Below are 25,851 nucleotides of genomic sequence, written 5' to 3'. Positions count from 1 at the left end.
GGCGTTGCATTCCAGTGCGAGAAGGGTCCGGGCCAACCGGATTCCAAGCAAAGGACAGGGATAATGAAGAAGCTGTTGCTCGGCGCCACCGCGCTCGCGCTCTCCGCCGGATTTGCCGGTGCGGCGCAGGCGGAGTTCTCGCTTACCATCCTCCACATCAACGATTTCCACTCGCGCTTCGAGTCGATTACCGGCACGGATTCGACCTGTAACGCCGAGGGCGAGGCGGCGGGCGAATGCTTCGGCGGCATCGCACGGCTGAAGACCGCGATCGATACCCAACGCGAGAAGGCCACCGCAGCAGGCGAAAATGTCGTGCTGTTCTCGGCCGGCGACGAGTTCCAAGGCTCGCTGTTCTACACCCAGTACAAGTCCGAGATCGTCGCCGAGTTCATGAACGAGATGGGCTTCGATGTGGTCGCCACCGGCAACCACGAGTTCGACGACGGCCCGGCCGAGTTCGCCAAATTCCTCGCCTCCGCCAAATTCCCGATCATCGGCGGCAACTTCGATACGTCCAAGGACGCGGACTTGAAGGGCCTGCCGCCAGGCGTGATCGTGCTCAACATCGGCGGCGAGAAAGTCGGCGTCATCGGCGCTACCACCGAGGACACACCCGAAATCGCCTCGCCCGGCCCCAACGTCGCCTTCGAGAGCGTCACCGAATACGTGAAGGGCGCTGTCGGCGGGCTCGAGTCGGCCGGCATCAACAAGATCATCGTCCTGAGCCACATCGGCTACACGGTCGACCAGGGCCTCGCAAAGGCCGTATCCGGCATCGACCTGATCGTGGGCGGCCACTCGCACACCTTCCTCGGCACCGGCGAAGGGGAGGCCGGCCCCTACCCCACCCTCGTCAAGAACCCGGACGGCGTCGACGTGCCGATCGTCCAGGCCGGCCAGTACGCCAAGGTGCTCGGCGAACTGAAGGTCACCTGGGACGATGCCGGCAAGCTCGTGTCCGCCGCCGGCACACCGATCCTGCTCGACAAGTCCGTGACGCCCGATCAGGGCTTCCTCGATCGCGTCGCCGAGCTGGGCAAGCCGCTCGAGGCGCTGAAGTCCGAGGTGATTGGCACCACCACTGCCGCCATCCAGGGCGACCGCAACGTCTGCCGTGTGATGGAATGCTCGATGGGCAACCTCGTCGCCGATGCGCAGCTCGACCGCGTCGCCGACCAGGGCATCACCATCTCGATTGCCAACTCGGGTGGCCTCCGCGCCTCGATCGACGAGGGCGAGATCACGATGGGCGAAGTGCTCACGGTGCTGCCGTTCTCGAACACGCTCGCGACCTTCCAGATCACCGGCGCCGACCTCGTCGCCTCGCTGGAAAACGGCGTCAGCCAGATCGAGGACGTCGCCGGCCGCTTCCCGCAGGTCGCGGGGCTCAAGTACACGTTCGACAAGTCCAAGCCCGCCGGCGAGCGCATCAGCGACGTGCTGGTCAAGGACGGCGACGCCTGGGTGGCGATCGATCCGACCAAGACCTACGGCGTGGTGACCAACAACTACGTGCGCGGCGGCGGTGACGGCTACGCCCTGTTCGGCTCGAACGCGGTGAACCCCTACGACTTCGGCCCGCCGCTGGAGAAGGTGCTGGCCGACTACATCGCCAAGCAGGGCGGCACCTACACCCCCTACACCGACGGCCGCATCACCGATGCCTCGCCGGTAGAAGCGCCCGCGACCGAGGCCCCGGCGGCGACGCCGGCGGCTCCGGCCACCACCGAGGCACCGGCGCCGCCAGCTACAGCCCCTGCAACGGAGGCGCCGACCACGGCTCCCGCCACTGAGGCCCCGGCTACGGCTCCCGCAACCAACGCGCCGGCCATGGCCCCGGCAACCGACGCACCGGCGATGGCTCCGGCGCAGTAAGCACTGCCCGACCTGGAAACACGAAGGGCGCCTCCGGGCGCCCTTTCATTCGTTGCTATGCGCCGAGTTGTGCAACCCCACCCGGCAGTCATCCCTGTGAAGGCAGGGATCCATTTCGCCGCTAGCGCCAGACTGAGAGTTGTATCCCTGCCTTCGCAGGGATGACACTACAAATTTGGCTTGGCATGGGGCCACCAGATGGGTCAGCGGGACGAGAGGTGCTGCAGCGTCGCGCTTCGGCACTACCGCTCGAACAGCACGACCTTGTCGTCCGCATAGATCGTCCGGGCGAACTCCTTGAACCCCAGCCGCCCGGCGACCCGCATCGAGGCGAGGTTGTCGACATTGATGAGACACGTCATCCGTTGCCCGGGAAAGGCCGAACCGGCCCAGCCGATCGCCGCCTGCATGGCCTCGGTGGCATAGCCCCAGCCCTGGGACGACGGCATCAATGCCCAACCGGCCTCGAGCGTGCCTTCGAGCGAGGGCTCGATGATCCGCCGCGCTTCGTGGAAGCCGGCTTCCCCGACGAGTTGCCCCGAGTCCTTTTCGACCACGGCGAAAAACCCAAAGCCCATGTGCTGCCAACCGCCCGCCCGGGCGAGGAACCGCTGCCACGATTGCTCGCGGGTAAAGCTGCGGCCGCCGATGAAGTGCACCACATCAGGGTCGGCCCACATGTTGGCGAAGGCGTCGAAATCCGGCGGCGCATAGCCGCGCAGGATCAACCGCTCCGTTTCGATTGTCGGAATGTCCATGGCGTCAGCGCGGACGCGCCAGTTGCCGCCAGATCAGCAGCACGATGATGGCCCCGACGATGGCGCCGAAGAAGCCCGCCGGCTGCCCCGACTGATACCAGCCGATAGCCTGGCCGATCCACGTCGCGAGCAGGGCGCCGACGATGCCGAGCACAGTCGTGAGGATGAAGCCGCGCGGCTTGGGATCGCCGGGCGTGATCAGCTTGGCGATGATCCCGACGATGAAGCCAATGATGATGGCGCCTAGAATACCCATGCAACCCTCCTGCCCAGACGCATAAATGGACCCGCGGCCAATGGGTTGCAATGGGGCGGTGGCACTGCCGGAGGCGGTGGAGGGGGCGACCACACGCACCGAGTCTGGTCTCGCCCCCTCCACCAGCTTCGCTGGTCCCCCTCCCCCGCTTCGCAGGGGAGGATCAAGAGATCAGCGCGCCGCCAGTTCCTTGCGCTCCAGCTCTGACACCGTCGCCAGATCCAGCACCCTCTGCAGCTCTGCCGCGTGGCGGAAGCTCGGCTCCTGCATCACGCCGGACTTCACCGCCTCGGCGAAGCGCTGGTAGTTGGTCGGCACCGGCGGCACCTCGACTTCCTTCCAGGTGCCGGTCTCGATATCCTCGCCCATCACCGTCTGCAGCTTGCTCCAGTCGTGACGGTGCTGCACCTCGACGCTGCCTTTGTCGCCGTAGACACGGAGGCGCAGCTCGTTCATGTGGCCGGTGGCCCAGCGGCTGGCATGGATCACACCGAGTGCGCCGTTGTCGAAATCGACCGCCATGGTGAAGCTGTCATTGGCGTCGAGATCGTAGTCGCCGATCTTGTTGCCGGGCGCCTTGTCGAAGGTCTTGAGGCGGGCGAACACGTGGTCGATGTCGAGGCCCGAGCCGTAGGAGGCAAAATCGAGGATGTGGACGCCGATATCGCCGAGCACCCCGTTCGAGCCGTGCTTCTTGCTCAGTCGCCACAGCCACTGCGATTCCGTGCGCCAGTCGCCCCAGGCCTTCGACACCAGCCAGCTCTGCAGGTAGCTCGCCTCGACATGGCGGACGGTGCCGATCTGGCCCGAGAGCACGATCTCGCGCGCCTTCTGCAGCTGAGCCACGTTGCGGTAGGTGAGGTTCACCATGTTGATGAGGCCGGATTTCTCGGCCACGTCGACCATCTCGAAGGCCTTGGTCGCATCAGTCGCCAGCGGCTTCTCGCAGAAGACGTGCTTGCCGCCCTTGAGCGCCGCGATCGAGGTGGCGTGGTGCACCGAGTCCGGCGTCACGTTGGCTACGGCATCGAACTCGCCCCAGGCCAGCGCCGCATCGAGCGAGGCGAAGCCGTTCGGGATGCTGTGGGTGGCGTTGAACTTTTCGAGCCGGATCGGATCGGTATCGACGCCGCCGACCAGCGTCACGCCTTCGATGGCGGCGAAGTGCTTGGCATGCTGGGCGGCCATGCCGCCGGTGCCGAGGATAAGCATACGCATTGTCGTGTTCCTTCAAATGCCCGGGCGGCTCCGCGCCGGTGTTCGTGTGGGCTAGACCCGGTGTTCCTTACGATCGAGATCGGCGACGAGCGCCAGGTCGAGAATGCGTTGCAGGCCGGCGGCGTGGCGGAAGTCGGGGTCCTGCTGCACGCCCGTGCGCACCGCTTCGACGAAGCGTTGGTAGTTGGTCTTGACCGGCTTGGCTTTCACCTCGCGCCAGGTCGAGGTGGCGACATCCTCGCCGGCGCAGACGCGCAGCAGCGAGCCCCAGTGGCCATGGCTGAGCTCCAGCCCGCCCTTGTTGCCGTAGACGCGCAGGCCCTGGTCGTTCGAATGGCCCGAGGCCCAGCGTGAGGAGTGGATCGTGCCGATGGCGCCGTTGGCGAACTCGGCCGAGATGATGAAGCTGTCATTGGCGTCGAGCACATACTCGCCGATCCTGTCGCCCGGCACCTTCTGGAACGTCTGCAGCCGGCTGTTCATAGCGACGATCGGCTGCCCGATGGCGAAGGTGGTGAAATCGAGGATGTGGATGCCGATATCGCCGACCGTGCCGTTGGAGCCGTGCCCCTTGCTCAGCCGCCACAGCCAGGTGCCCGAGAGGTTCGCGGCATCGTTGAAATCGCGCAGCGCCAGCCAGTGCTGGAGATAGCTCGCCTCGATATGCTTGACCTCGCCGATGACGCCGGAGGCGATCAGCTCGCGCGCCTTGTGCAGTTCGGCGACGTTCCGGTAGGTCAGGTTGACCATGTTGATGAGGCCGGCCTGCTCGGCCGCCTCCACCATCTCCATGGCGAGCCCGTAACTGGGCGCCAGCGGCTTTTCGCAGAGAACGTGCTTGCCGGCGGCGATCGCCTTCATCGTCGTCGGGTGGTGGATCGAATCCGGTGTGATGTTGTCCACCGCATCGAAAGCGCCCCAGGCCAGCGCATCGTCGAGCGAGCTGAAGCGGTTTGCGATCCCGTAGGTATCGCAGAAGGTCGCGAGGTTCTCGGGGATGGTATCGACGGCGCCCACCATCTCCACGCCCTCGATGGTCTGGAACGCCTTGGCGTGGCTATTGGCCATGCGGCCGGTACCGAGGATGAGGAGGCGCATGACGCTCAACAGTCCGTGGTTGGGAGAGGCCCGGTGGGTCCCCGGGTCACGCCCGCGGATGACGGGGGACAACTTCTAGTCCAGCGTACCGGATCAGCAACCCCACCACCGTCATCCCCGGGCTTGACCCGGGGACCCATGCGGCGGCGCGGTTCGATCACAGCAAGCGCACCGTTACCCACCTCACTTCGGGTGGTGCGTCAGCTTGGCGCCGCGCTCGACCAGCGGCTCGATCGACTTCTCGACCGGCGTGTTCGGGGCCTTCAGCAGGTGCGCGTGGTTGTCCGCGTTGTAGGCCCAGTTCACCGCGTTGCGGATGACCTTGCCGACGGTCGCGTCGTGATAGGTCGGATAAGTCTCGTGGCCGGGGCGGAAGTAGAAGATGTTGCCGGCGCCGCGGCGATAGGTGAGGCCCGAGCGGAACACTTCTCCGCCCTGGAACCACGAGACGAACACGGTCTCGAGCGGCTCCGGCACCGAGAAGGGCTCGCCATACATCTCTTCGTTCTCGAGCTCGAAATAGGCCGGCAGGCCCTTGGCGATCGGATGGCCCGGGTTCACCACCCAGATGCGCTCGCGTTCGCCGGCCTCGCGCCAATGAAGGTTCGCCGGCGTACCCATCAGGCGCCTGAACACCTTCGAGTGGTGGCCCGAGTGCAGCACGATCAGGCCCATGCCTTCCCAGACGCGCTGCACCACGCGCTCGACGATCTCGTCCTTGACCTCGCCGTGAGCCGCGTGGCCCCACCAGACGAGCACGTCGGTGTTGGCAAGCTTCTCGACAGTCAGGCCGTGCTCGGCATCCTGGAGCGTCACGGTCGTCGGCACGAGGTTCTTGTCCTCGCCGATCAGCGCGGCGATCTGGCCATGCATGCCCTTGGGGTAGTTCTCGGCCACGGCCTTGTTCTTCTGCTCGTGGACATTCTCACCCCAGACGGTGACTCTGATCGGCATGGTCGTCTCCTTATTCGTGGAAAGGGCCGGACAACGGCGCCGGCCCGGTGGTCTTCCAAAGCGGTTTGGATATTGAAGCGATTCACTGCATCGGCGGCCGGAGATTGACAAGCCGAGTGCGGCGAAAATCGGTGCCGTGCGGCAATTTTGCCGCCCGGCGGAACGTCAGTGTTTCAGCGGCTTGCCCGCTTGGTCGAAGCGGTAGACGCGGCCGGGCTGCGGGGCAATCGAGATCACCTCGTCGGGGACGTGCTTGCTTGTCCCGTCTTCGCGAACGATCACCGGTTCATCCGCGCCAATATCGACATAGGTGTAGCTGTCCGAACCGAGGTTCTCCGAGTGGATCACCTTGCCCTTCCAGGCCCCCTCGCGATCGGTGATGTCGATATCCTCCGACCGCACGCCGATCGTGGTCGCCCCGAACTTCGAAGCAATCTCGCCATTGAGGAAGTTCATCTTCGGCGAGCCGATGAAACCGGCGACGAACAGCGATTGCGGATTCTCGTACAGTTCGAGCGGCGTGCCCACCTGCTCGATGATGCCATCGCGCAGGACGCAGATGCGGTCGGCCAGCGTCATCGCCTCGACCTGGTCATGCGTCACGTAGACCATGGTGACGTTGTTCATCGAGTGATGAAGCTTGGCGATCTCGAGGCGGGTGGCAACGCGCAGGGCGGCGTCGAGGTTCGAGAGCGGCTCGTCGAACAGGAACACCTTGGGGTCGCGCACGATGGCGCGGCCGATGGCGACGCGCTGGCGCTGCCCGCCCGACAACTGCTTGGGCAGGCGCCCAAGATAGGGCGTGATCTGCAGCAATTCGGCCGCCGCCTCGACACGCGCCTTGATCGCATCCTTGTCGGACTTCGCCAACTGCATGCCGAAGGCCATGTTCTCGTACACGGTCATGTGCGGGTAGAGCGCATAGCTCTGGAACACCATGGCGATGCCACGGCGGCTCGGCGCCAGTGCATTGACCATCGTGCCGTCGAACTTCATCTCGCCCGAGGTGATGTCCTCGAGGCCGGCGAGCAGGCGCAGCAGGGTGGACTTGCCGCAGCCTGATGGCCCGACAAAGACCATGAACTCGCCCGAGTGGATCTCGAGGTCGACGCCCTTGATCACATCCACGAGGCCAAAGGACTTCTTGATATTCTTGAGTTCGATACGCGCCATGGTTCTTTAGCCCTTTACGCCGCCGGCGGTCAGGCCGGATATGATCTTGCGCTGGAAGATGAGGACGAGGACCACCAGCGGCACGGTAACGATGACCGATGCTGCCATGATGGCGCCCCACGGGATTTCATGCTGCGTGCCGCCCGAGAGCAGCGCGATGGCCACGGGCACCGTGCGCGTCGCGTTCGACGAGGTGAAGGTGAGCGCGAACAGGAACTCGTTCCATGCCCCGATGAAGGCGAGGAGGCCCGTTGTCACCAGCGCCGGCCACATCAGCGGCATGAATACCTTGGTGATGATGATCCACGGGTTGGCGCCATCGACGATCGCCGCTTCTTCGATCTCGATCGGCAGGTCGCGCATGAAGGTGGTGAGCACCCACACGGTGAACGGCAGCGTGAAGATCGTGTAGCTGAAGATCAGCGCCCAAGGCGTGTTGTAGATGCCGAGGAAACGGATCACCTCGAACAGGCCGGCGAGCACCGCGATCTGCGGGAACATCGAGACCGCGAGGATCGTCATCAGGATCAGCCCCCTGCCCCGGAACCGCACGCGGCTCAGCGCGAAGGACGCCGTGATGGCAAGGAACAACGCCAGCAGCACCGTGAGGGACGCAACGAAGATCGAGTTCAGCACGTTGCGCGGGAAATCGCCGACCGCCAGCACCGCTACGTAGTTGTCGAGTGAGAACGACGTCGGCCAGTAGGTGACGCGGAACAGGTCCGTGCCCGATTTGAAGCTCGTGAGGATCGCGTAGTAGAACGGGAAAACCGCCACCACGACGATGAACACGACCAGCGCGTAGAACGCGACGCGCTTGGTGATGGCCCAAAGGTCCATGGTCATCAGCGATCTCCCCCGTCGAACCGAACCTTGCCGAGCCAGATGTAGAGCCCGGTCATCAGCGCGATCATCAGGAACAGCAACGTCGACTGGGCCGAGCCGTAGGCGAACTTGTCGAAATCGAACAGGTTCTCTCTCGAGATGACCGACATGGTCTTGGTTGCCTTGCTGTTCGGCGTCAGCACGTAGATCAGGTCGAAGATGCGCATGGCGTCGAGCAGGCGGAAGATCACCGCCACCATCACCGCCGGTCGCACCAGCGGCAGCGTCACCTTGAAGAACACCTTGACCGGATGCACGCCATCGATCTTGGCCGCTTCGTACACATCCTTGGGCACCATCTGCAGGCCCGCGAGAATGAGCAGCGCCATGAACGGCGTGGTCTTCCAGATGTCGACGATCAGCACCGCGGTCATGGCCGTTTCAGCCGTGGCAGTCCAGGCGACCTTCTGGCTGATGATGCCGAGGTTCATGAACAGGTCGTTGATGATGCCGAACTGGTCGTTCAGCATCCAGCTCCACATCTTGGCGGAGACGATGGTCGGGATGGCCCACGGGATCAGGATGGCTGCGCGCACGAGGCCGCGCCCCTTGAATTCCGCGTTGAGCACCAGCGCCACGATCATGCCGATGACCGTTTCGAGCGTCACCGAGACGACGGCGAAACGGAGCGTATTGCCCACCGCGTTCCACCAGGCCGGATCGACGAGCAGGCCCGAGAACACGGTGCGCCCGCTCTTCAGCGTGGTCCAGCTGAGGTAATTCTTGAAGCCGACGAAGTCGCCGCCGTAGAGATCGTTGAGCGACGTATTGGTCAGCGAGAAATAGATCGTCCTGAGCAGCGGCCAGCCAGCGACGATGGCCAGCGCCACCAGCATGGGCACCAGGAACCACATGGCCGCGGCGACCCGCGACTTCATCAGCTCGGACTGGATTTGTGGCTGCGCGCGAACGACGGTACCGGCTGTGGCTTCAGCGGTCATGGACGCTTCCCCTGCTGCAGAAGGATATAGGCGCGGGCAGCGTGCCGCCCGCGCCGAATAGTCCTAGGATATTACCAGGCGTCGCCCTTGAGCTCGGTCAGCTTAGCTTCGAGAAGCTCAAGATTCTCGGCGCCCGAGCCATTGCCCGACAGGGTGTCATGCACCGCCGACCAGAACAGCGAGGAAACCTCGTTGTACTTGAGGCCGGTTGGGCCCGACGGACGCGGCACGGCGCTCTGGAACACGGCTTTCCAAAGCGGGATGATCGGGGCCTTGGCCGCGACGTCCGCGTCATCATAGGTCGCCGTCAGGGTTGGCAGGTTGGTCTGCTCGATGGCACGCAGCTTCTGCTCCTCTGGCGAGGACAGGAACTTGACGAGACGGATCGAGGCTTCCTGGTCCGGCGAGTACTTCGAAACCGCGAGGTTCCAGCCGCCCAGCGTCGCCGCCGAGGTATCGCCTTCGGCTGCCATCGGCAGCGTGGTCACGTCGAACAAGCCCTTCACGGCCGAGTCGGCACCATTGCCAAGGCCATAGGCATACGGCCAGTTGCGCATGAACACGGCATTGCCGAGCTGCCAGACGCCACGGCTCTCTTCTTCGGTGTACGCGAGCACGCCTTCCGGAGAGATCGTCCCGACCCAGCTGCGGGCGCGGTCGAGGGCCGCTGCGGCCTTCTCATTGTTGATCGAGATCGTGCCATCGGGCTCGACGATCTGGCCGCCACCCGACGACTTCACCCACTCGAGGGCATTGCAGGTCAGGCCTTCATAGGCGTTGCCCTGCCACACGAAGCCCCACATGTCGGCCTTGCCGGCAGCGCGTTCGGCGTCCTGGATTTCCTTGGCTGTAGCAGCCAACTCGTCCCAGGTCTTGGGAACGCTCTTGCCGTACTTCTCGAGCAGGTCCTTCCGGTAGTAGAGCGCCGGAGCGTCGGTGAACGAGGGGAGCGCCACCAGCTTGCCGTTGGCGGTCTGCGACTCGACGATCGCGGGGAAGTACCCGCCGATGATGTCCTTGGTCGCCTCGGTCAGGTCGGTGAGGTGATCGGCGAGCTGCGGGGCCCAGATCACGTCGGTGGTGTAGATGTCGATGTCGGCATTGCCGGCCGCGAGCCACAGCTTGTACTGGCCGAACTGGTCGGTAGTGGACGACGGCATCGGCACGATCGTCACTTTGTCTTCGGGATTGGCGGCCATATAGCGATCAACCTGCGTCTGCAGGAATGCCAGGCCCGTACCGGTATCGCCGAGCACGATCTGCAGGTCGGCAGCCTGGACCGTCGCAACGGCCGACACGCCCAACAGCAGACCGAGCATCAAGGACTTCATTTTCATTAGGTTCCTCCCAAGGGACAGTCATGAACAGGAGGCAGCCCAAGCCGATCGGTCGCCCTAAGGCGCTGATCGAAAACGGTTCCTCCCACCAAAGCGCTTAGGCTTGAAGAGCTTGGCTCCTCGATTAGGCTTTCAAAGCGCTTTGAACGGAAAGTAGCCAGAGCCCCCAAATTCTGTCAAGCGAGATTCGGGTGACATTCGTTAACATCGCCTGATCGACGCCAAGACATTGTTGCTTTTCAGTGAGTTACGCCGTGCCGTCTGTTAACGGCGAGGATACACACCGTCAAAGCCGTGAGGTACGAACCTCAGGAAATGGTTCCCGTACCGACCACTTGCCTTTACGATTCAAATCGCTTTGAATAAGCTTCTTGGTGAGGAGGACGTCCAGCGATAAGCTCCTGACGGGGCTTGGTGCGCGAGCGGAAAACCGCCGTGTCGCCTGTTTGGGCGTATGCAAATTTGGTGATGAAACTCAAGGACTTGGCCGCGGAGCTGGGCCTTTCGCAGACGACGGTGAGTCGCGCGCTGAATGGCTATCCCGAGGTGAACGAAGCGACCCGGCAGCGCGTCAGCGAGGCCGCGCATCGCGTTGGCTATCGCGCCAATGTCAGCGCCCGCCGCCTCGCCACCGGCCGCTCCGGCGCCATCGGCGTCACCCTGCCCCTCCAGCGGTCGCTGCATTTCGGCCCGCACACGTCGGAGTTCCTCTCCGGCATCAGCGAGCGCCTCGCCCAATACGAGATCGACATCGTCGTCACCCCGATCGATGCCGACGACGAAATCCCCGTATTCCGCCGCCTCGTCGCTTCGAAGCGCGTCGATGCGCTGGTGCTCTCCGCCCCCACGCCCGACGACAAGCGCATCGCCGCCCTGACCGATCTCGGCATGCCTTTCCTGCTGCACGGCCGCGCCGACAACGTGAAGATCCCGCACGCCTGGCTCGACATCGACAACGAGGGCGGTTTCCACCGCGCCACCAGTCACCTGATCGACCTCGGCCACACGCGCATCGCCATGATCAACGGCCCCGAGGATCAGACCTTCGCCATCCATCGCGCCCGCGGCTTTCGCACCGCCATGACCTCGCGCGGCCTCGTGCCCGACCCGCAGCTGATCGGCGGCGGCCGCTTCACCGACGAGAATGGCTTCCGCCTGGCGCAGGCATTCCTAGAGCGCACGCCCCGCCCCACCGCCTTCCTCGCCGGCTCGATGATGACCGCGCTGGGCGTCTTCCGCGCCATCCGCGCCGCCGGCCTCGAACTGGGCAAGGACGTCTCGATGATCGCCCACGACGACGTCTTCCCTTATCTCAACGCCGACAACATGGTCCCCTCCATGTCGACCACGCGCTCCTCGATCCGCGCCGCCGGCGCCCGCATCGCCGAACTGCTGCTCCAGATGCAGGACGGCAAGCCCGTCACTTCGATCCACGAACTCTGGCCGGTGGAGCTGGTGCTGCGCGAAAGCACGGGGCCCGCGCCGAAGTAGCGCGGGAGATATCCCCTCACGGGGCCGGTACCGAAGCAGCGGCCATACTCTCTGCTGATGGTGGGGTGCGTGGGGAGAACAGCACCACAACGCCTGCCCAAAGCAGCGCGCAGAACACAACCCCCACAATGACAGCCCAGCCCCGCAGTGACATGGTGGCTGTTGTCGTACGTTGCGAACGGAAATTGAACCAGTAGTGCTACCTATTCGTCATAGATTTGCCGAAACAGGTTCAGCCCGGCGGAAAAACGTCGGCCGCGAGTTATCGACCTCCCAGGCGATCATCGTAGCGCTGTCCGTGCCGCCCAGCTGATGTACCTAGGACAGCATTCCGGCGACCGAAGGCCACCCACACCTCGGATTGAGCGCGGCCGTCGCCAACGGCACGAAGGTTGTCCAGACGTTTTGCGCGGGGACAGCAGCCGGCACGGCCATGTGAGCATCGTCATAGGGCTCTTGAGGCCATAGCCCAAGCGCCCACGCCCTACTTGCTGGCGGGAGGAGCAGCCACTAGCTCGCCCTCCCGCTCAAACCGCCTTCAACAACCGCAAGTGGTTGTCGACGTTCAGCTCGAAGATCGTCAACCTCGCCGCTAGCCAGCGGCAAGGAACCAGCGGCAGTTGGTCACGTCGACCGAGAACGCATGGCTCCCGCGGCACTCTGGGCACTATGCTCGGCGCTCTGATTCAGGAGAGCCGATGGAGACTCGGGGTTGGCGTCCCTCGCGAAGGGGGATCGTGATCGGAACGGCTGTGCTGGGTGCCGGACTTGTCGTTGGCACCATCCTGGACAAGTTGATAGGCCAGCCGGACGCAGCTTTCGTGCTCGATGCCATCGGCTGGGACGCGACCCGGTTCCCCGTCGGGGTTCGTCGGACCGATGCCGGCTGGAGCACCGACTTCAATCGTAACGCCTATCTGCCCGACGATGCGTTTCCGCTGACGTTCTATGTCGACATAGCTCGGCCCAACAATGACGGCGACGGGACCACTCCGGCAACGGCGAAGCGGTCCATCCACACCGCCATTGCCGCCGCCAACCGAGCGGGGCGGCCGGCGCGTATCCTGATCGAAACCGAACACGGCCCCTACAACAGAGGCGACGGATTCTCGAACTCCGGTGCCGTCATCCCGATGCAGGACATCGCCATCATTCCCGCACATAACGGCCTGCCCGGCGAGGGCCGGATCGTGAGCGGGCCCTTCGATCGCCTCGGATGGTCGGGCGCCACGGACCCCGTCTACACCAATTGCTGCACAACCACGCGCCGGGACGTGGCGCGGGTGTTCGACGTTACGCAGGTGGACGGATTTGGAAACTATCGGGAGATAGGCGAAGAGAACAGCGCCGAAGCCGTCAATGATGGCGGCGGATGGTTTGTCGATGCCGCCGGAACGCTCTATGTCCGCCGGCACGACGACGCCGTGGTGACAAACGAGAACACCCGCGTCTTCCTCAACGCCGCCAACTTCAAGCTGACCGCTCAAAGCGGCAAACTGTATCTCCGCAACGTCGACTTCGAGGGTGGATCGGCCGGCGATCAGAACCCGTTCGCCGTTAGCGGCTGCCTCGACACCATCGTGATCGCCGAGAACTGCTCCTTCAAGTATGGCGGCTCCAGTGCTCGACTGCGCGATGGCGCGCTGATCTCGGGCAGCTCGGGCCTCTTTGCCTTCATTGGATGCGTCTCGGCTGCCAATACCAAGGACGGGCTCAACGCCGCCTGGTCCGTCGATCCCGAGCGTCGCCTCTTCATGCTGACCGAGAACTGCGAGTGTTTCGACAATGGCCGGTTCGGCAGCGCCTCGAGCAACGGCCTGACTGGTCATGGCTCGTCGGTCCACCTCGACGTCAACGGCAACTATCACGACGACCACGGCGGCGAGGTTCGCTTCATCGACACCTGCCGATCGGCCCATTTCGGGACCCGGGCCGCGTTCGATCAGGGGGACGGCGACCAGACGATGACCGTGGGTTTCAATACATCGAACGCCGCCCGGATGTGGCTGTGGGACTGCACCGGAGAGATGCTCTCCCCCGACGACTACTCTCTCTACGCGTCGAGCACGAACAGTCCCATCCGTGTCAGGAACTACCGCGACATCACGGGAAAAGTCGGCACGAAGGGCGTCTCGTCGTTCTGAGCTAGACCGCTCGCAACAACCGCAAGTGGTTGTCGAAGTTCAGCTCGAACGTCGTGAGCGGGGCGGGAGAGCCGGCGAAGCCGCCGAGTTCGCCTTCGCCGCTAGAGATCAGCAGACCCTCACCGTCGGGTGCGATGCCGCAGACGTTGCGCATGTTGTGCGCGGCGACCACGCTCGCCTCGTCGGGATCGATGGCGAGGATGGTGTTGCCCTCCGGCGATGACACGCCGATCAGCGCGCCATCGGCGGAAGCGGCCACCGAGCCGATGTAGTTGCGCATATCGAGCAGCATGTCGTCGGGCAGCTCGATCAGCCGAATCTCGCCGTCATGTGTGGCGTAGCCGACCAGTTGGGGTCGGTCCTCCGTCGGCCCGCGGAACTGGCAGCCGAACCAGACGCGGCCGCGATGGTCGAAAGCCATGTGGCGGATCGAAAGCTGGTGCAGGCCGGCATCCAGCCGCAGCTGGCCGATCAGCGTGCCGGTGCGGCGATCGATGAAGGCGATGGAGGGGTCCATCGTCTCGAGGTTGAGCTCGGCCCGGCCGTAGTCCGGGTGCGTTTCGATCCCGCCATTGGCGACGACGAAGGTTGCGCCATCCGGCATCAGCAGCATCTCGTGCGGGCCGGTGCCAAAAGTGTCGAACTCACCGATGCGCTTGAAGCCGCCCACGACGTCATAGATGCCGATCACCCCGCGGGCATTCTCGAAGTCGTTCTCGGTCGCATAGAGCAGCTTGCCGTCGGGCGAGAAAGCGCCGTGGCCGAAGAAGTGGCGGCCCTCGACGCTCGGCAGCGTCTGCGGCCCGGCATGGCCGCTGGGATCGAAGATCACTGCGAAAGTGCCGGGCTGGCGGGCGAAGACCACACCCTGCCCCGTGGTCGGCGAGAAGGTGATGTCGTGCCCGCGATCGGGCAGGTCGACACTCGAAATCAGCGTGCCGGCCTCGTTGACCAGCGCTGCAGCGTACCCGCCGGCGCGCTTCTGGATCGATGAGGCGAAGACCAGTTCGGACCGCTCCAGCGCCAGCGCGGCGCGCGGCAGCAGCGATGCCGCGAAGCCGGCGCCGGCAGCCTTGAGGAATGCCCGGCGCTGCCACATGCTCAATCTCCGTCCAGTGACGAAAAGCCCACGGAAAGCCCGAGCGCCGCGGGCAGGTCCTCGCCCGTCAGCTTGCCGATGGTCTGGCTGGCGGTGACCAGCTCGGTCAGCGCCCGCACCTTGGCCGGATCGGCCACCGCCTCCTCGACTGAGCCGGTGACCGTGGCCCCGGCCGCAGCCGCCTGCCTGAATGCGGCAATGGCACCCTCGCCGATCGAGAACTGCTCGGTCGGCGCATATTCCCAGATGTCGGACCCGACCAGCAGCGCCTCGAGCCCGGCAAAGTTGGCGAGGATCGACGGCGCGGTCTGGTTCGAACGCCAGAACAGCGCCGATTTCGGCTTGGGCGCCGCGCCGTCCCGACCAAGGAAGGGCAGAATGCGCTGGTCGCGGATAGCCTCGACGCCATGCGCCATCACCCCCACCAGCTCTTCGAGCACCTCGTCGTTGCTGCGATAGGTGGCGTCCGTCTCGCTGGGGCGGATCATGCGGGCGGAAATGCCCTCCGGATCGTTCCACTCGGCGCTCATCTGCGCCGCCGTCCCGGACATCAATTCGGCGATGGCACTGGCATAGTCGCAACGGAAGAAGCCGTCGGCTGTCGCCAGGGCGTCGGAGCCGGTGCCGAACAGCACGAATTCCAGCGCGCCGAGCCCCTGCACCGCCACACTCTTGCCCGCCAGCCTTTCGGGCGTGACCGCAGTCTCCTCGGCCTCGGCGAGAATGCCCTGCACCTGTTTCAGCGCGATGCCCTTGCGATCGGGCCAGAACAGGATGCGGTCGCTGCGGTTGTCGGTCATCAGGGGACCGAAGCGAAACAGCTCGATGCGCGACCACGCACTGACCACCGGCCCGAACTGCTCGCGCGCGGCGGCAAGGTTCGCCTCGGACGCCGTGGCGCAAAGCGCCGCCAGCCGCGACTTCATCTCCCCCGTCTGTGCCGCGAACTCGGCAAAGCCGGGGCGGATCACCTTCTCGATCGCATCCGCTACCACCGCGCGCCCGGTCGGATGCAGTTGCGCCAGCGCCGGCGTCGCCAGCAGCCCGAGCAGCAGGGCGATCATGAGCCGCATCAGAGAGACTCCACGAACTTTACGAGGTCGTCGCGCTCGGCCGCGCTCATCGCCGCGAAGCTATCACGCGACGCCTGCGCCTCACCGCCATGCCAGAGGATGGCCTCGGCGAGGTTGCGCGCCCGGCCATCGTGGAGGAATTCGGTATGCCCCGAAACCGTCTTGGTCAGCCCGATGCCCCAAAGCGGCGGCGTCCGCCACTCGTAGCCGTCCGCATCGCCCTCCGGCCGGTGGTCGGCGAGACCATCGCCCATGTCGTGCAGCAGCAGGTCGGTATAAGGCCAGATCAGCTGGAACCGATGTTCTGGAATCTCCGCCGCCCGGGACGTCACATATTTCGGCGTGTGGCACGAAGCGCAGCCGGCGCCATAGAAGGCTGCCTTGCCGCGCAGCACCCGGGGATCGCCGACATCGCGCCGCTGCGGCACGCCGAGATTCTGCGAGTAGAATGTCACCAGATCGAGCACCGGATCGGGCGCTTCTGAGGCTCCCAGCCGCTTCTGCTCGCCGGTGGGCGGGTCAAAGCACGCCGCCTGCGCCTCCGTACAATCACCGAAAGGCCGGTTCACCAGCGGCGTCGAAATACCGATGTCGCCGGCGAAGGCATCCGCCGACTGTGCCCGGATCGAAGCCGCTCCCGCCTTCCAGCCAAACCGCCCGAGCATCTGCTGCCCGCTCACCTCGTCCAGCACCATGTTCGGCTTACCCGAAATGCCGTCGCCGTCGCTATCATCCGGATCGGCCCTGGCAACGATGTCCTCAGCGGGAACCGCCTCCAGCAGCCCAAGCCCGATCATCTGCGGCGCGACACGCGGGCTGAGCATCACGTCTTGCGCCATCGGCCCATAGGCCAGATCGGAAACCGAATAGCTCGGCTTGCGCAGGGTGATAACCGTACCATCGCCCAGCGTCACCGGCTCGTCGGTATAGCTGATCGCCATCCGGCCCTCGGCCTTGACACCCGGCACGGCAAAATCCTGCAGCTGCCCGCCATAGGCTGGCTCGGGGATGACCTTGGCCCCCGCTGCCAGCGCCGCCTCATCGGCCTCGCCATGCGGCGGCACCGAGAGACGCAGGAACATCGACACCGCGTCATCCCCCGCCCCGGATGGCGTATGCCCGCGCCCATCCTTCAAATGGCAGTTCTGGCAGCCGCGCGCGTTGAACAGCGGCCCCAGCCCGTCCGATGCTTGGGTGGAGCTCGGCGACGACACCCAGAGCTTGCGGAACAGCGCGTTGCCGAGCTTGAACTGCTCTTCCTGCTCGAAGCTGAGATTGGCCGACGAGAACGAAAAAATGTCGCCGTTGACTCGCTTCTTCACCGTCGCCGCTCCCGCCGGGAGCTGCTCGAAATTCTCGGGCTTCGAAAAATCCGTGGTCGGCGCGGTGACGCGCTGCACCCGCGCCAGATCCTTCGGCGACAAATCGGAACGGGTCCCGCCATCGGCTGCGATGGCGAGACCCGCGATGAGAAACATGACCAGGAAAACGGTCAAGCGCTTGTGCATGTCTCGCACTCTAGGCTTCCCGGCCATGGACCGGGATAAAAGGCAGCGCCGCAGATTCTGTCCACCCGCGGCGCCGATAAATCCTTGGAAAACGTCGGCTTACTGGAACACCGCGTCCGGGTTGGTCAAGCTGTCCGACTGCTCGATCGTCACCGCATCGCCCAGATTCAGCAGGGCTACCGCACGTTCGACCCCGCGCGTCTGGGCGATCAGCGCATCGATCGCGGCCTGCACCGCCGCATTGCCCTCGGTGTTGCCCTCGCCGATCTGCTGGTCGTACGCCTCGCCGGCGGCAGCGCGGTCCGCGATGGCCTGGAGCTTGGCGACGGAATCGTCGAGCTGCGCCCTGATCTCGGTATCGAGCGCCGCGTCCTTGGCCGCGATCAGCTCCGAGATCGACGGGCCTTCGACCACCGAACCGTCAACGCGGGTGTATTTGCCGAGGTAGACGTTGCGGATACCGATGCCGTCGTTGAGGTGCGAGACATGCGTGTTGTCCGAGAAGCAGTCGTGCTCCTCTTCCGGATCGTGCAGCAGCAGGCCGAGCTTCATGCGCTCGCCCGCCAGTTCGCCGAACGAGAGCGAGCCCATGCCGGTGAGGATAGTCGCAAGGCCGGTCTCGGCCAGCGCCGTGCGAGCCGCCCCGCCTTCCTGCCAGTTGGCGACCATCTCCTCGAGGTCGGTGACCAGCAGGTCCGTAGACGCGTCGAGATACTGCGCGCGCCGCTTGGCGTTCGCATCGGTCGAGTAGTCGGTGAACGGCCGCTCGCCGGCACCGGCTTCGGTGCCGTGCAGGTCCTGGCCCCAGAGCAGGAACTCGACGGCGTGATAGCCGGTCGCGACATTCGATTCGATACCACCCGCTTCCTGCAGCGTATCCTGCAGGAACGCCGGGGTGATCGCGGCCGCGTCGACCTCGGTGCCGTCGATGGTGATCTTGGGGTTGGCGATGACGTTGGCGGTATAGAGCCCGTTCTCGTCACTCTCGGCGCCGTAGCTCGCATCCACATAGTCGATCAGGCCTTCGTCGAGCGGCCAGGCATTCACCTTGCCCTCCCACTCGTCGACGATGGCGTTGCCGAAACGGAAGGCCTCGGTCTGCTGGTAGCTCGGACGCGACGCGCGCCAGGCCTCGCGGGCGGCGGTCAGCGTCTCTTCGCTCGGGTTGGCGATCAGCGCGTCCGTGGCGGCATCAAGCGCCTTGGCCGCGGTCAGCGCGTCCTCGTAGCCGGCGAGCGCGATGTCGGCATAGGTCTTGAGAATGGCATCGGCGGTCGGCTCGGCAGCCCCGGCGAAACCGGCGCCCATCGCCGCCATGCCGATGGAAAGGGCAAGCGTGCTGATCGTCTTCATCCAAAATCTCCGGGGGACAGATCGTCCGTACGCCGCGCACTAGCAATGTGGACTGCAGCAATCAAGAAATATCGACCCAGTTTGGAACGGCTCTAAGAACAGCTCCTCGCCGCTGCTTTGGCGCCATCTCGACTCGTTCCGGTAAAACGGGCACTGTCACAAATGTCACAAATGACTTCGGAGGGGGTCCGACAGTCGCAAAGCCCCCTAGGGCGGGGGTTTCGCACCGGCGGCACCAGTACAGTCGACGCGTTCGCTTGGGGCGAATGTCATGCGGCTGTCATACGGCCAAAATACGTGAGACGCGGCTTTTGGGGCTCCTCCCGAGTCAGGACAACAAGCCAAGAATTCCAGGGAGACTGAGAATGATCTTCAAGAACGCGCTCGTCGCTTCGGTTTCGGTCGCGGCCCTCGCCGCATCGACCTTTTCCGCTGTGGCGCAGACCGACCTTACTGCCCTCTACGAAGCCGCCAAGGCCGAGGGTCAGCTCACCACTATCGCTCTGCCCCATGACTGGTGCGGCTACGGTGCCGTGATCGAGGCCTTCAAGGCCAAGTATCCGGGCATCACCGTCAACGAGCTGAACCCCGATGCCGGTTCGGCCGACGAAATCGAGGCCATCAAGGCCAACAAGGGCAACACCGGCCCGCAGGCCCCCGACGTGATCGACGTCGGCCTGTCGTTCGGCCCCTCGGCCAAGGCCGAAGGCCTGATCCAGCCGTACAAGGTCTCGACCTGGGACACGATCCCGGACTCGGCCAAGGACGCTGAAGGTTACTGGTACGGTGACTATTACGGCGTGCTGTCGTTCCTCGTGAACACCGACCTCGTGACCAAGGTCCCGACCTCGTGGGCCGACCTCAAGGCCGCCGACTACGCCAACTCGGTCGCCCTCGCCGGTGATCCGCGCGCTGCCAACCAGGCCATCCAGGGCGTCTACGGTGCTGGCCTTTCCACCGGTGCCACCGATGCCAAGGCCGCTGCCGAAGCTGGCCTCGCCTACTTCGCCGAGCTGAACAAGTCGGGCAACTTCGTCCCGGTCATCGGCAAGGCCGCTTCGGTTGCCCAGGGCACCACCCCGATCGTCGTCGCCTGGGACTATAATGCCCTCGCCTGGCGCGATGGCTTTGCCGGCAACCCGAAGGCCGAAGTCGTCGTCCCGTCGGACAGCGTCGTCGCCGGCGTTTACATCCAGGCCATCTCGGCTTTCGCTCCGCATCCGAACGCAGCCAAGCTGTGGATGGAATACCTCTACTCGGATGAAGGTCAGCTCGGCTGGCTCGCTGGCTACTGCCACCCGATCCGCTTCAACGACCTCGCCGCCAAGGGTGCCGTTCCCCAGGCTCTGCTCGACAAGCTGCCGCCGGCCGAGAACTACGCTAAGGCCGTGTTCCCGACCCTCGACGACCAGGCTGCCGCCAAGGAAGCCATCACCACGCAGTGGGACAGCCTCGTCGGCGCGAACGTTCAGTAAATGGCGAATGTCAGCTCTGTAGCTGACACCGCGGCCGGCCCGGTTTCGACCGGGCCGGTGGCGCGGGTCGGCGGGAATCCGTTCCGCTTCCTGACGACTCTCAGGCTTGGCGACATCCTCGCCATCGCCCCCTTCATCCTGTTCGCCCTGCTGTTCCTCGTCATCCCGACGCTCGGCCTCGTCGTCGGCGCCTTCCAGGATCCGAACGGGACCTTCACCTTCGACAACATCCTGCAACTGAGCGACTCGCAGATCGTCGCCTCGTTCTGGATCTCGATCCGCGTCTCCGCTGCCTCTGCCATCATTGGCGCGCTGATCGGATTGGCAATGGCCATGGCGGTCATCCGCGGCAAGCTACCCGGCTTCATCCGCTCCTCGGTAATGACCTTTTCCGGCGTCGCCTCGCAGTTTGCCGGCATCCCGCTGGCCTTCGCCTTCCTCGCCACGCTCGGCCGTCTCGGGCTCGTGACAGTGCTGTTCAAGACGCTGTTCGGTTTCGACCTGACGCGGTCCTTCAACATCCTCAGCTTCTGGGGCCTGACGGTTACCTACCTCTATTTCCAGATCCCGCTGATGATCCTGATCATCGCGCCCGCTATCGACGGGCTGAAGAAGGAGTGGGGCGAGGCGGCCGCGACGCTTGGCGCTACCAAAGGCCAGTTCTGGCGCTATGTCGGCTTCCCGGTCCTCTGGCCGAACCTGCTCGGCACGCTGTCGCTGCTCTTCGCCAATGCCTTCGGCGCCATCGCCACCGCCTATGCACTGACCGGTTCGTCGCTCAACATCGTGCCGATCCTCCTCTACGCCCAAATCCGCGGCGACGTGCTGCACAATCCAGGCCTCGGCGCTGCACTGGCGCTTGGCATGATCGTCATCACCGCGCTCGCCAACGTCATCTATCTGGTGGTGCGCACCCGCGCCGAACGGTGGCTCAAATGAAGCAGGGCAAGATCTGGAGCTGGGTGATCTTCACGCTCGGCGCGCTCTACTTCCTCGTGCCGCTCTACGCCACGTTCGATTTCTCGCTGCACATCCGGCGCGACTACCTGTCGTTCGATGCCTACGCCAACGTGCTGAACGACCCGCGCTTCCAGGCCGCGTTCAGCTACTCGCTGATCATCGGCGCGGCTGCCATCGTCGTCGGCCTGCTGCTGGTCGTTCCGGCGGCTTACTACGTCCGGCTTCGTGCCCCCCAGCTGCGGCCGATCATCGAGTTCATCACGCTGCTGCCGCTGGTCATCCCCGCCATCATTTTGGTGTTCGGGTATATCCGGATGTACAACACGAGCTCGGTCATCCCGCTGCTGGGCACCAATTTCGGCACCGACGTCCTGCTGACGCTGGCCTATGTCGCCCTCGCCCTGCCCTACATGTACCGGGCGGTCGATACGGGCCTCCGCACCATCGACGTGCAGACGCTGACCGAGGCCGCCAACATCCTCGGGGCCAACCAGGCGACGATTATCGCCCGGGTGATCTTCCCCAACATCATCGTTGCTGTGCTGTCCGGCGCCTTCCTGACGCTCGCCATCGTCATTGGCGAGTTCACCATCGCCAGCCTGCTCAACCGGCAGGTGTTCGGCGTCTACATGCAGAATGTCGGCGCCAATCGCGCCTATGAGCCGTCCGCGCTTGCCGTCATCTCGTTCGTCATCACCTGGGGCGCCATGGGCATGATCCAGTTGCTCGCCCGCTTCGCCCCCAAAACTGCCCGCAAGGACTGAGCCATGACCGAAGGATTTCTCCGCATCGAGAAGCTGGTGAAGACCTTCGGCGGCAACGCCGTCGTCAAGGGCGTGGACCTGAGTTTCAACCAGGGCGAGTTTGTCTCCCTGCTCGGCCCCTCCGGCTGTGGCAAGACGACGATCCTCAGGATGATCGCCGGCTTCGAGCGCCCCGACTCCGGCCGCATCGTCGTCGAAGGCAACGACATCGCTCACCTCCAGCCCAACCAGCGCAAGATCGGCATGGTGTTCCAGGCCTACGCGCTGTTCCCCAACATGAACGTCGCCGACAATGTCGGCTTCGGCCTCAAGATCGCCGGCATGCCCAAGCCGCAACGCGAGGCGCGGGGCGAGGAAATGCTGAAGCTGATTGGCCTCAGCGGCTACGACAAGCGCTTCCCGTTCGAACTCTCCGGCGGCCAGCAGCAGCGCGTCGCGCTCGCCCGCGCGCTTGCGCCGAGCCCGCGCATGCTCCTCCTCGATGAGCCGCTGTCGGCGCTCGACGCCAAGATCCGTGTCTCTCTGCGAGAGCAGATCCGCGAGATCCAGCGCGAACTCGGCATTACCACCGTGTTCGTCACCCACGACCAGGAAGAGGCGCTGTCGATCTCGGACCGCATCGTCGTGCTCAACGCCGGCAAGGTCGAGCAGTTCGGCGAGCCCTTCGAGATCTACAACCGCCCGCAGACGAAGTTCGTCGCGACCTTCGTCGGCCAGCTCAATACGCTCAACGCCACCGTCACCGATGCCGGCCAGAAGTCGGTCCGGATAGGCAACACCACTGTCACCATCCCCGCCCTGCCAGCGACGGCGCAGAACGGCGAGGCCGTTGCGCTGACCATGCGGCCCGAAGCGGTGGCGCTCGCCAACGGCGCGGCGCGCGATATCGTGCTCGACGGCAAGGTGGCCGAAGTCGCCTTCCTCGGCTCGGTCATCCGCCTGAAAGTCGATCTCGGCGACAACGCCATCAGCCTCGACACCTTCAACGACCAGCGCACCCCACCCCCGCCCCACGGCGCCCCGGTCCAGGTCGGCATCTCCTCGAGTGATGTGCTGGTTCTCGGCAACTGACGGCTACTCGCCATGAACATCCTCTTCATCACCGCTGACCAATGGCGCGGCGATTGCACTGGCTATGCCGGCCATCCCTTAGTGAAGACGCCAAACCTCGACGAACTCGCCTCGCAGGGCGTCGCCTTCCTCAACCACTATGCCCAGGCCGCCCCCTGCTCCCCGGCGCGCGCGTCGCTCTATACCGGCCTCTACCAGATGAACAACCGGGTCTGCCGCAACGGCAGCCCGCTCGCCGATCGCTTCGACAACATCGCCAAGGCCGCCCGCCGCGCCGGCTATGACCCGACCCTGTTCGGCTACACCGACGTGTCTCCCGACCCTACGGTGCACCACGAGAACGACCCCGATCTCACCACCTATGAAGGCGATCTCCCCGGCTTCACCACCCGGGTAAAGCTGCCTGAGCACGAAAAAGCCTGGCTTTCCTGGCTGCGCCAGCAGGGCCTCGAACTCGGCGGCAAGCCGGAGGCCGATTTTCCTGTCGGCGTCGAGCCGGGCACGGTCAGCAACGCGCCGCCTGCATATTCAGCCGAGCAGACGCAGACAGCATTCATCGCCAATGAGTTCGTCCGCTGGCTTGGCGAGCAGGACGGTGACCGCTACTGGTTCGCTCATCTCTCATTCATCCGGCCCCATCCGCCGTTCATCGTCCCGGCGCCCTACAACACGATGTTCTCGTCGGACGAGGTCGGAGACTTCGTCCGCGCCGGCAACGTCACGGCCGAGGGCGCGCGCCATCCGCTGATGGAATACGCACTGCAGGTCACCACGCAGGACTCCTTCGTTCCCGGAGCCAGTGGGCGCGTCGCCGACTGGACCACCGCCGAGTTCAAGCAGATCAAAGCCACCTATTTCGGCATGATCGCTGAGGTCGACGCGCAGCTCGGTCGCGTGTTCCAGGCCATTCGCGATCGCGGCGAATGGGAGCAGACGATCATCGTCTTCACCTCCGACCACGCCGAGATGATGGGTGACCACTATACGCTCGGCAAAGGCGGCTATTTCGACCAGAGCCAGCACATCCCGCTGATCGTCCGCCGGCCGGGCGAGCCCGAGGGCGCAACGATCGAGGTTTTCACCGAGTCCGTCGATGTCTTCCCGACGCTGCTGGAGCTCCTTGAGGCCCAGCCGCTGCATCACCCCGATGGCCGGTCGCTGGTCCCGCTGCTCTGGGGCGATCCGCCGGATGACTGGCGCGACGAGGTGCACTGGGAGTTCGATTTCCGCGATGTCGTCGATGGCCATGCCGAAGGCTGGTTCGGCCTCAAGTCGAATGAGCTGAACCTCGCTGTCATCCGCACCGACCGCTGGAAGTACGTACACTTCCCCAAGCTGCCGCCGCTGCTGTTCGACCTGCAGGCCGATCCCGGCTGCCTGCAAAATCTGGCCGACGATCCGCGGCACGTTGCCGAGCGGATCGAGATGGCCGAGCGCCTGCTCGCCTGGCGGGCCCGGCATCTCGACCAGACGCTGGCGCTCAAGATGCTGACGCCGGATGGGGTGGTGACGGGACGCGTCTGAGACCTTAGGTTGGCCCCGCAAAGAGGACCTCATGACCGACCCGTTCGTCTCCACCCCCTGGCTCGCCGACCATCTCACCGACCCCAACGTCGTCGTCGTCGATGGCAGCTGGTATCTCCCCGCCGCCAATCGCGACCCGCGCGCCGAGTATCTGGCCGCGCACATCCCAGGCGCGATCTGGTTCGACGTGGACAAATACGCCGACCTCTCCACCGGCCTGCCGCACATGCTGATGCAGCCGGAGGCATTCGGCGAACTGGCGGGCAAGCTCGGCATTGGCGATGGCATGACCATCGTCATCTACGACGGCATGGGCCTGTTCTCGGCGCCCCGCGTACGCTGGACGTTCGTAACGATGGGCGCGCGCGACGTGCGCATCCTCGCAGGCGGACTGCCGAAATGGGTGGCCGAAGGCCGCGCGGTCGAGGCCGGCGTGGCAATGCGTCCGGCTACGACGTTCAATGTGCGGTTCGATGCCGATGCAGTCGCGGATATCGAGCAGATGCGCGACTTCTCAAGCGCCGGCACTCGCCAGATCGCCGATGCCCGCCCTGCCGGCCGCTTCCGTGGCGAGGTCGCGGAACCACGCCCGGGCCTCAAGTCGGGCCACATGCCGAACGCCTTCAGCGCCCCAGCGGATACGCTGGTCGAAAGCGGCCAGTTGAAGCCGGCCGAAACGCTACGGACCCAGTTCGAAGCCGCCGGCCTCGACCTGACCAAGCCAATCGCCACGACCTGCGGGTCCGGCGTCACGGCTGCAACGCTGAAGCTGGCGCTCGAGCAGGCCGGGGCGACGGATGTCGTGCTCTACGACGGAGCGTGGGCCGAGTGGGGCGGGCGGGACGATGTTGAGGTGGTGAAGGGCTGACCGGCCCCTCACCCAGTCTGGCT

General features: G+C 64.9%; 22 protein-coding genes. 9 read left to right on the top strand and 13 right to left on the bottom strand.

What is annotated here, in order from left to right; all coding sequences use genetic code 11:
- Positions 1–63: 63 nt before the first annotated feature.
- Positions 64–1,878: a bifunctional metallophosphatase/5'-nucleotidase gene (locus ACOYW5_RS22415; protein ID WP_423067091.1), complete on the top strand. Its 1,815-nt coding sequence runs from the start codon at positions 64–66 to the stop codon at positions 1,876–1,878.
- Positions 1,879–2,120: 242 nt separating this feature from the next.
- On the opposite strand, the gene ACOYW5_RS22410 is transcribed toward ACOYW5_RS22415, so the two are convergent.
- The 9 genes from ACOYW5_RS22410 to ACOYW5_RS22370 form a co-directional block, all read right to left on the bottom strand.
- Positions 2,121–2,636, bottom strand: a complete 516-nt coding sequence (locus ACOYW5_RS22410) for a GNAT family N-acetyltransferase (RefSeq protein ID WP_423067090.1) — start codon at positions 2,634–2,636, stop codon at positions 2,121–2,123.
- A gap of 4 nt (positions 2,637–2,640) precedes the next feature.
- Positions 2,641–2,892, bottom strand: a complete 252-nt coding sequence (locus ACOYW5_RS22405; protein WP_423067089.1) for a GlsB/YeaQ/YmgE family stress response membrane protein — start codon at positions 2,890–2,892, stop codon at positions 2,641–2,643.
- Between the two features lie 171 nt (positions 2,893–3,063).
- Positions 3,064–4,110 carry a Gfo/Idh/MocA family protein gene (locus tag ACOYW5_RS22400; protein WP_423067088.1) on the bottom strand — a complete coding sequence of 349 codons (1,047 nt, stop codon included), beginning with the start codon at positions 4,108–4,110 and terminating at the stop codon, positions 3,064–3,066.
- Between the two features lie 51 nt (positions 4,111–4,161).
- Positions 4,162–5,208: a Gfo/Idh/MocA family protein gene (locus ACOYW5_RS22395; RefSeq protein ID WP_423067087.1), complete on the bottom strand. Its 1,047-nt coding sequence runs from the start codon at positions 5,206–5,208 to the stop codon at positions 4,162–4,164.
- A gap of 183 nt (positions 5,209–5,391) precedes the next feature.
- Positions 5,392–6,162 (bottom strand): ThuA domain-containing protein, encoded by a 771-nt coding sequence (locus tag ACOYW5_RS22390; RefSeq protein WP_423067086.1) that lies wholly within the window; start codon positions 6,160–6,162, stop codon positions 5,392–5,394.
- Between the two features lie 165 nt (positions 6,163–6,327).
- Entirely contained in the window at positions 6,328–7,335 is a 1,008-nt protein-coding gene (locus ACOYW5_RS22385; RefSeq protein ID WP_423067085.1) for an ABC transporter ATP-binding protein, read from the bottom strand.
- 6 nt (positions 7,336–7,341) lie between these two features.
- The gene (locus ACOYW5_RS22380) at positions 7,342–8,175 is read right to left on the bottom strand and encodes a carbohydrate ABC transporter permease (RefSeq protein WP_423069534.1); all 834 of its coding nucleotides are present in this window, start codon (positions 8,173–8,175) and stop codon (positions 7,342–7,344) included.
- 5 nt (positions 8,176–8,180) lie between these two features.
- On the bottom strand, positions 8,181–9,098 hold the full coding sequence (locus ACOYW5_RS22375; protein ID WP_423069533.1) for a carbohydrate ABC transporter permease: 918 nt from the start codon (positions 9,096–9,098) through the stop codon (positions 8,181–8,183).
- A gap of 134 nt (positions 9,099–9,232) precedes the next feature.
- Positions 9,233–10,492, bottom strand: coding sequence for an ABC transporter substrate-binding protein (locus ACOYW5_RS22370; protein WP_423069532.1), 1,260 nt, complete (start codon positions 10,490–10,492; stop codon positions 9,233–9,235).
- 474 nt (positions 10,493–10,966) lie between these two features.
- Between ACOYW5_RS22370 and ACOYW5_RS22365 the strand changes: the two genes are divergently transcribed.
- Positions 10,967–11,989: a substrate-binding domain-containing protein gene (locus ACOYW5_RS22365; protein WP_423067084.1), complete on the top strand. Its 1,023-nt coding sequence runs from the start codon at positions 10,967–10,969 to the stop codon at positions 11,987–11,989.
- Between the two features lie 737 nt (positions 11,990–12,726).
- Positions 12,727–14,133, top strand: a complete 1,407-nt coding sequence (locus ACOYW5_RS22360) for a hypothetical protein (protein WP_423067083.1) — start codon at positions 12,727–12,729, stop codon at positions 14,131–14,133.
- 1 nt (position 14,134) lies between these two features.
- Here the strand turns inward: ACOYW5_RS22360 and ACOYW5_RS22355 are convergent, their stop codons facing one another.
- From ACOYW5_RS22355 to ACOYW5_RS22340, 4 genes are all read right to left on the bottom strand, one after another.
- Positions 14,135–15,232 (bottom strand): DUF1513 domain-containing protein, encoded by a 1,098-nt coding sequence (locus tag ACOYW5_RS22355; protein ID WP_423067082.1) that lies wholly within the window; start codon positions 15,230–15,232, stop codon positions 14,135–14,137.
- 2 nt (positions 15,233–15,234) lie between these two features.
- Complete coding sequence (locus tag ACOYW5_RS22350) at positions 15,235–16,305, bottom strand: imelysin family protein (protein ID WP_423067081.1); 1,071 nt, start codon at positions 16,303–16,305, stop codon at positions 15,235–15,237.
- Positions 16,305–17,813, bottom strand: a complete 1,509-nt coding sequence (locus ACOYW5_RS22345) for a di-heme oxidoredictase family protein (RefSeq protein WP_423067080.1) — start codon at positions 17,811–17,813, stop codon at positions 16,305–16,307. Before ACOYW5_RS22345 ends, ACOYW5_RS22350 begins: the two co-directional genes overlap by 1 nt.
- Positions 17,814–17,912: 99 nt before the next feature.
- Positions 17,913–19,166 carry an imelysin family protein gene (locus ACOYW5_RS22340; RefSeq protein ID WP_423067079.1) on the bottom strand — a complete coding sequence of 418 codons (1,254 nt, stop codon included), beginning with the start codon at positions 19,164–19,166 and terminating at the stop codon, positions 17,913–17,915.
- Positions 19,167–19,531: 365 nt separating this feature from the next.
- Between ACOYW5_RS22340 and ACOYW5_RS22335 the strand changes: the two genes are divergently transcribed.
- From ACOYW5_RS22335 to sseA, 6 genes are read left to right on the top strand one after another with little or no spacing between them, the layout of a single operon-like run.
- The gene (locus ACOYW5_RS22335) at positions 19,532–20,641 is read left to right on the top strand and encodes an ABC transporter substrate-binding protein (RefSeq protein WP_423067078.1); all 1,110 of its coding nucleotides are present in this window, start codon (positions 19,532–19,534) and stop codon (positions 20,639–20,641) included.
- Positions 20,642–21,580, top strand: a complete 939-nt coding sequence (locus ACOYW5_RS22330; protein ID WP_423067077.1) for an ABC transporter permease — start codon at positions 20,642–20,644, stop codon at positions 21,578–21,580. It abuts the gene before it with no gap.
- Entirely contained in the window at positions 21,577–22,365 is a 789-nt protein-coding gene (locus ACOYW5_RS22325) for an ABC transporter permease (protein WP_423067076.1), read from the top strand. Before ACOYW5_RS22330 ends, ACOYW5_RS22325 begins: the two co-directional genes overlap by 4 nt.
- 3 nt (positions 22,366–22,368) lie before the next feature.
- Positions 22,369–23,436: an ABC transporter ATP-binding protein gene (locus ACOYW5_RS22320; protein WP_423067075.1), complete on the top strand. Its 1,068-nt coding sequence runs from the start codon at positions 22,369–22,371 to the stop codon at positions 23,434–23,436.
- 12 nt (positions 23,437–23,448) lie between these two features.
- On the top strand, positions 23,449–24,960 hold the full coding sequence (locus ACOYW5_RS22315) for an alkaline phosphatase family protein (protein WP_423067074.1): 1,512 nt from the start codon (positions 23,449–23,451) through the stop codon (positions 24,958–24,960).
- Between the two features lie 31 nt (positions 24,961–24,991).
- The gene (gene sseA / locus ACOYW5_RS22310) at positions 24,992–25,828 is read left to right on the top strand and encodes a 3-mercaptopyruvate sulfurtransferase (RefSeq protein WP_423067073.1); all 837 of its coding nucleotides are present in this window, start codon (positions 24,992–24,994) and stop codon (positions 25,826–25,828) included.
- Positions 25,829–25,851: the final 23 nt, after the last annotated feature.

Origin of the sequence: Devosia sp. CN2-171 (assembly GCF_049354815.1) — a bacterium.
GTDB lineage: Bacteria > Pseudomonadota > Alphaproteobacteria > Rhizobiales > Devosiaceae > Devosia_A.
This window is presented reverse-complemented; position numbering and strand designations above follow the sequence as displayed.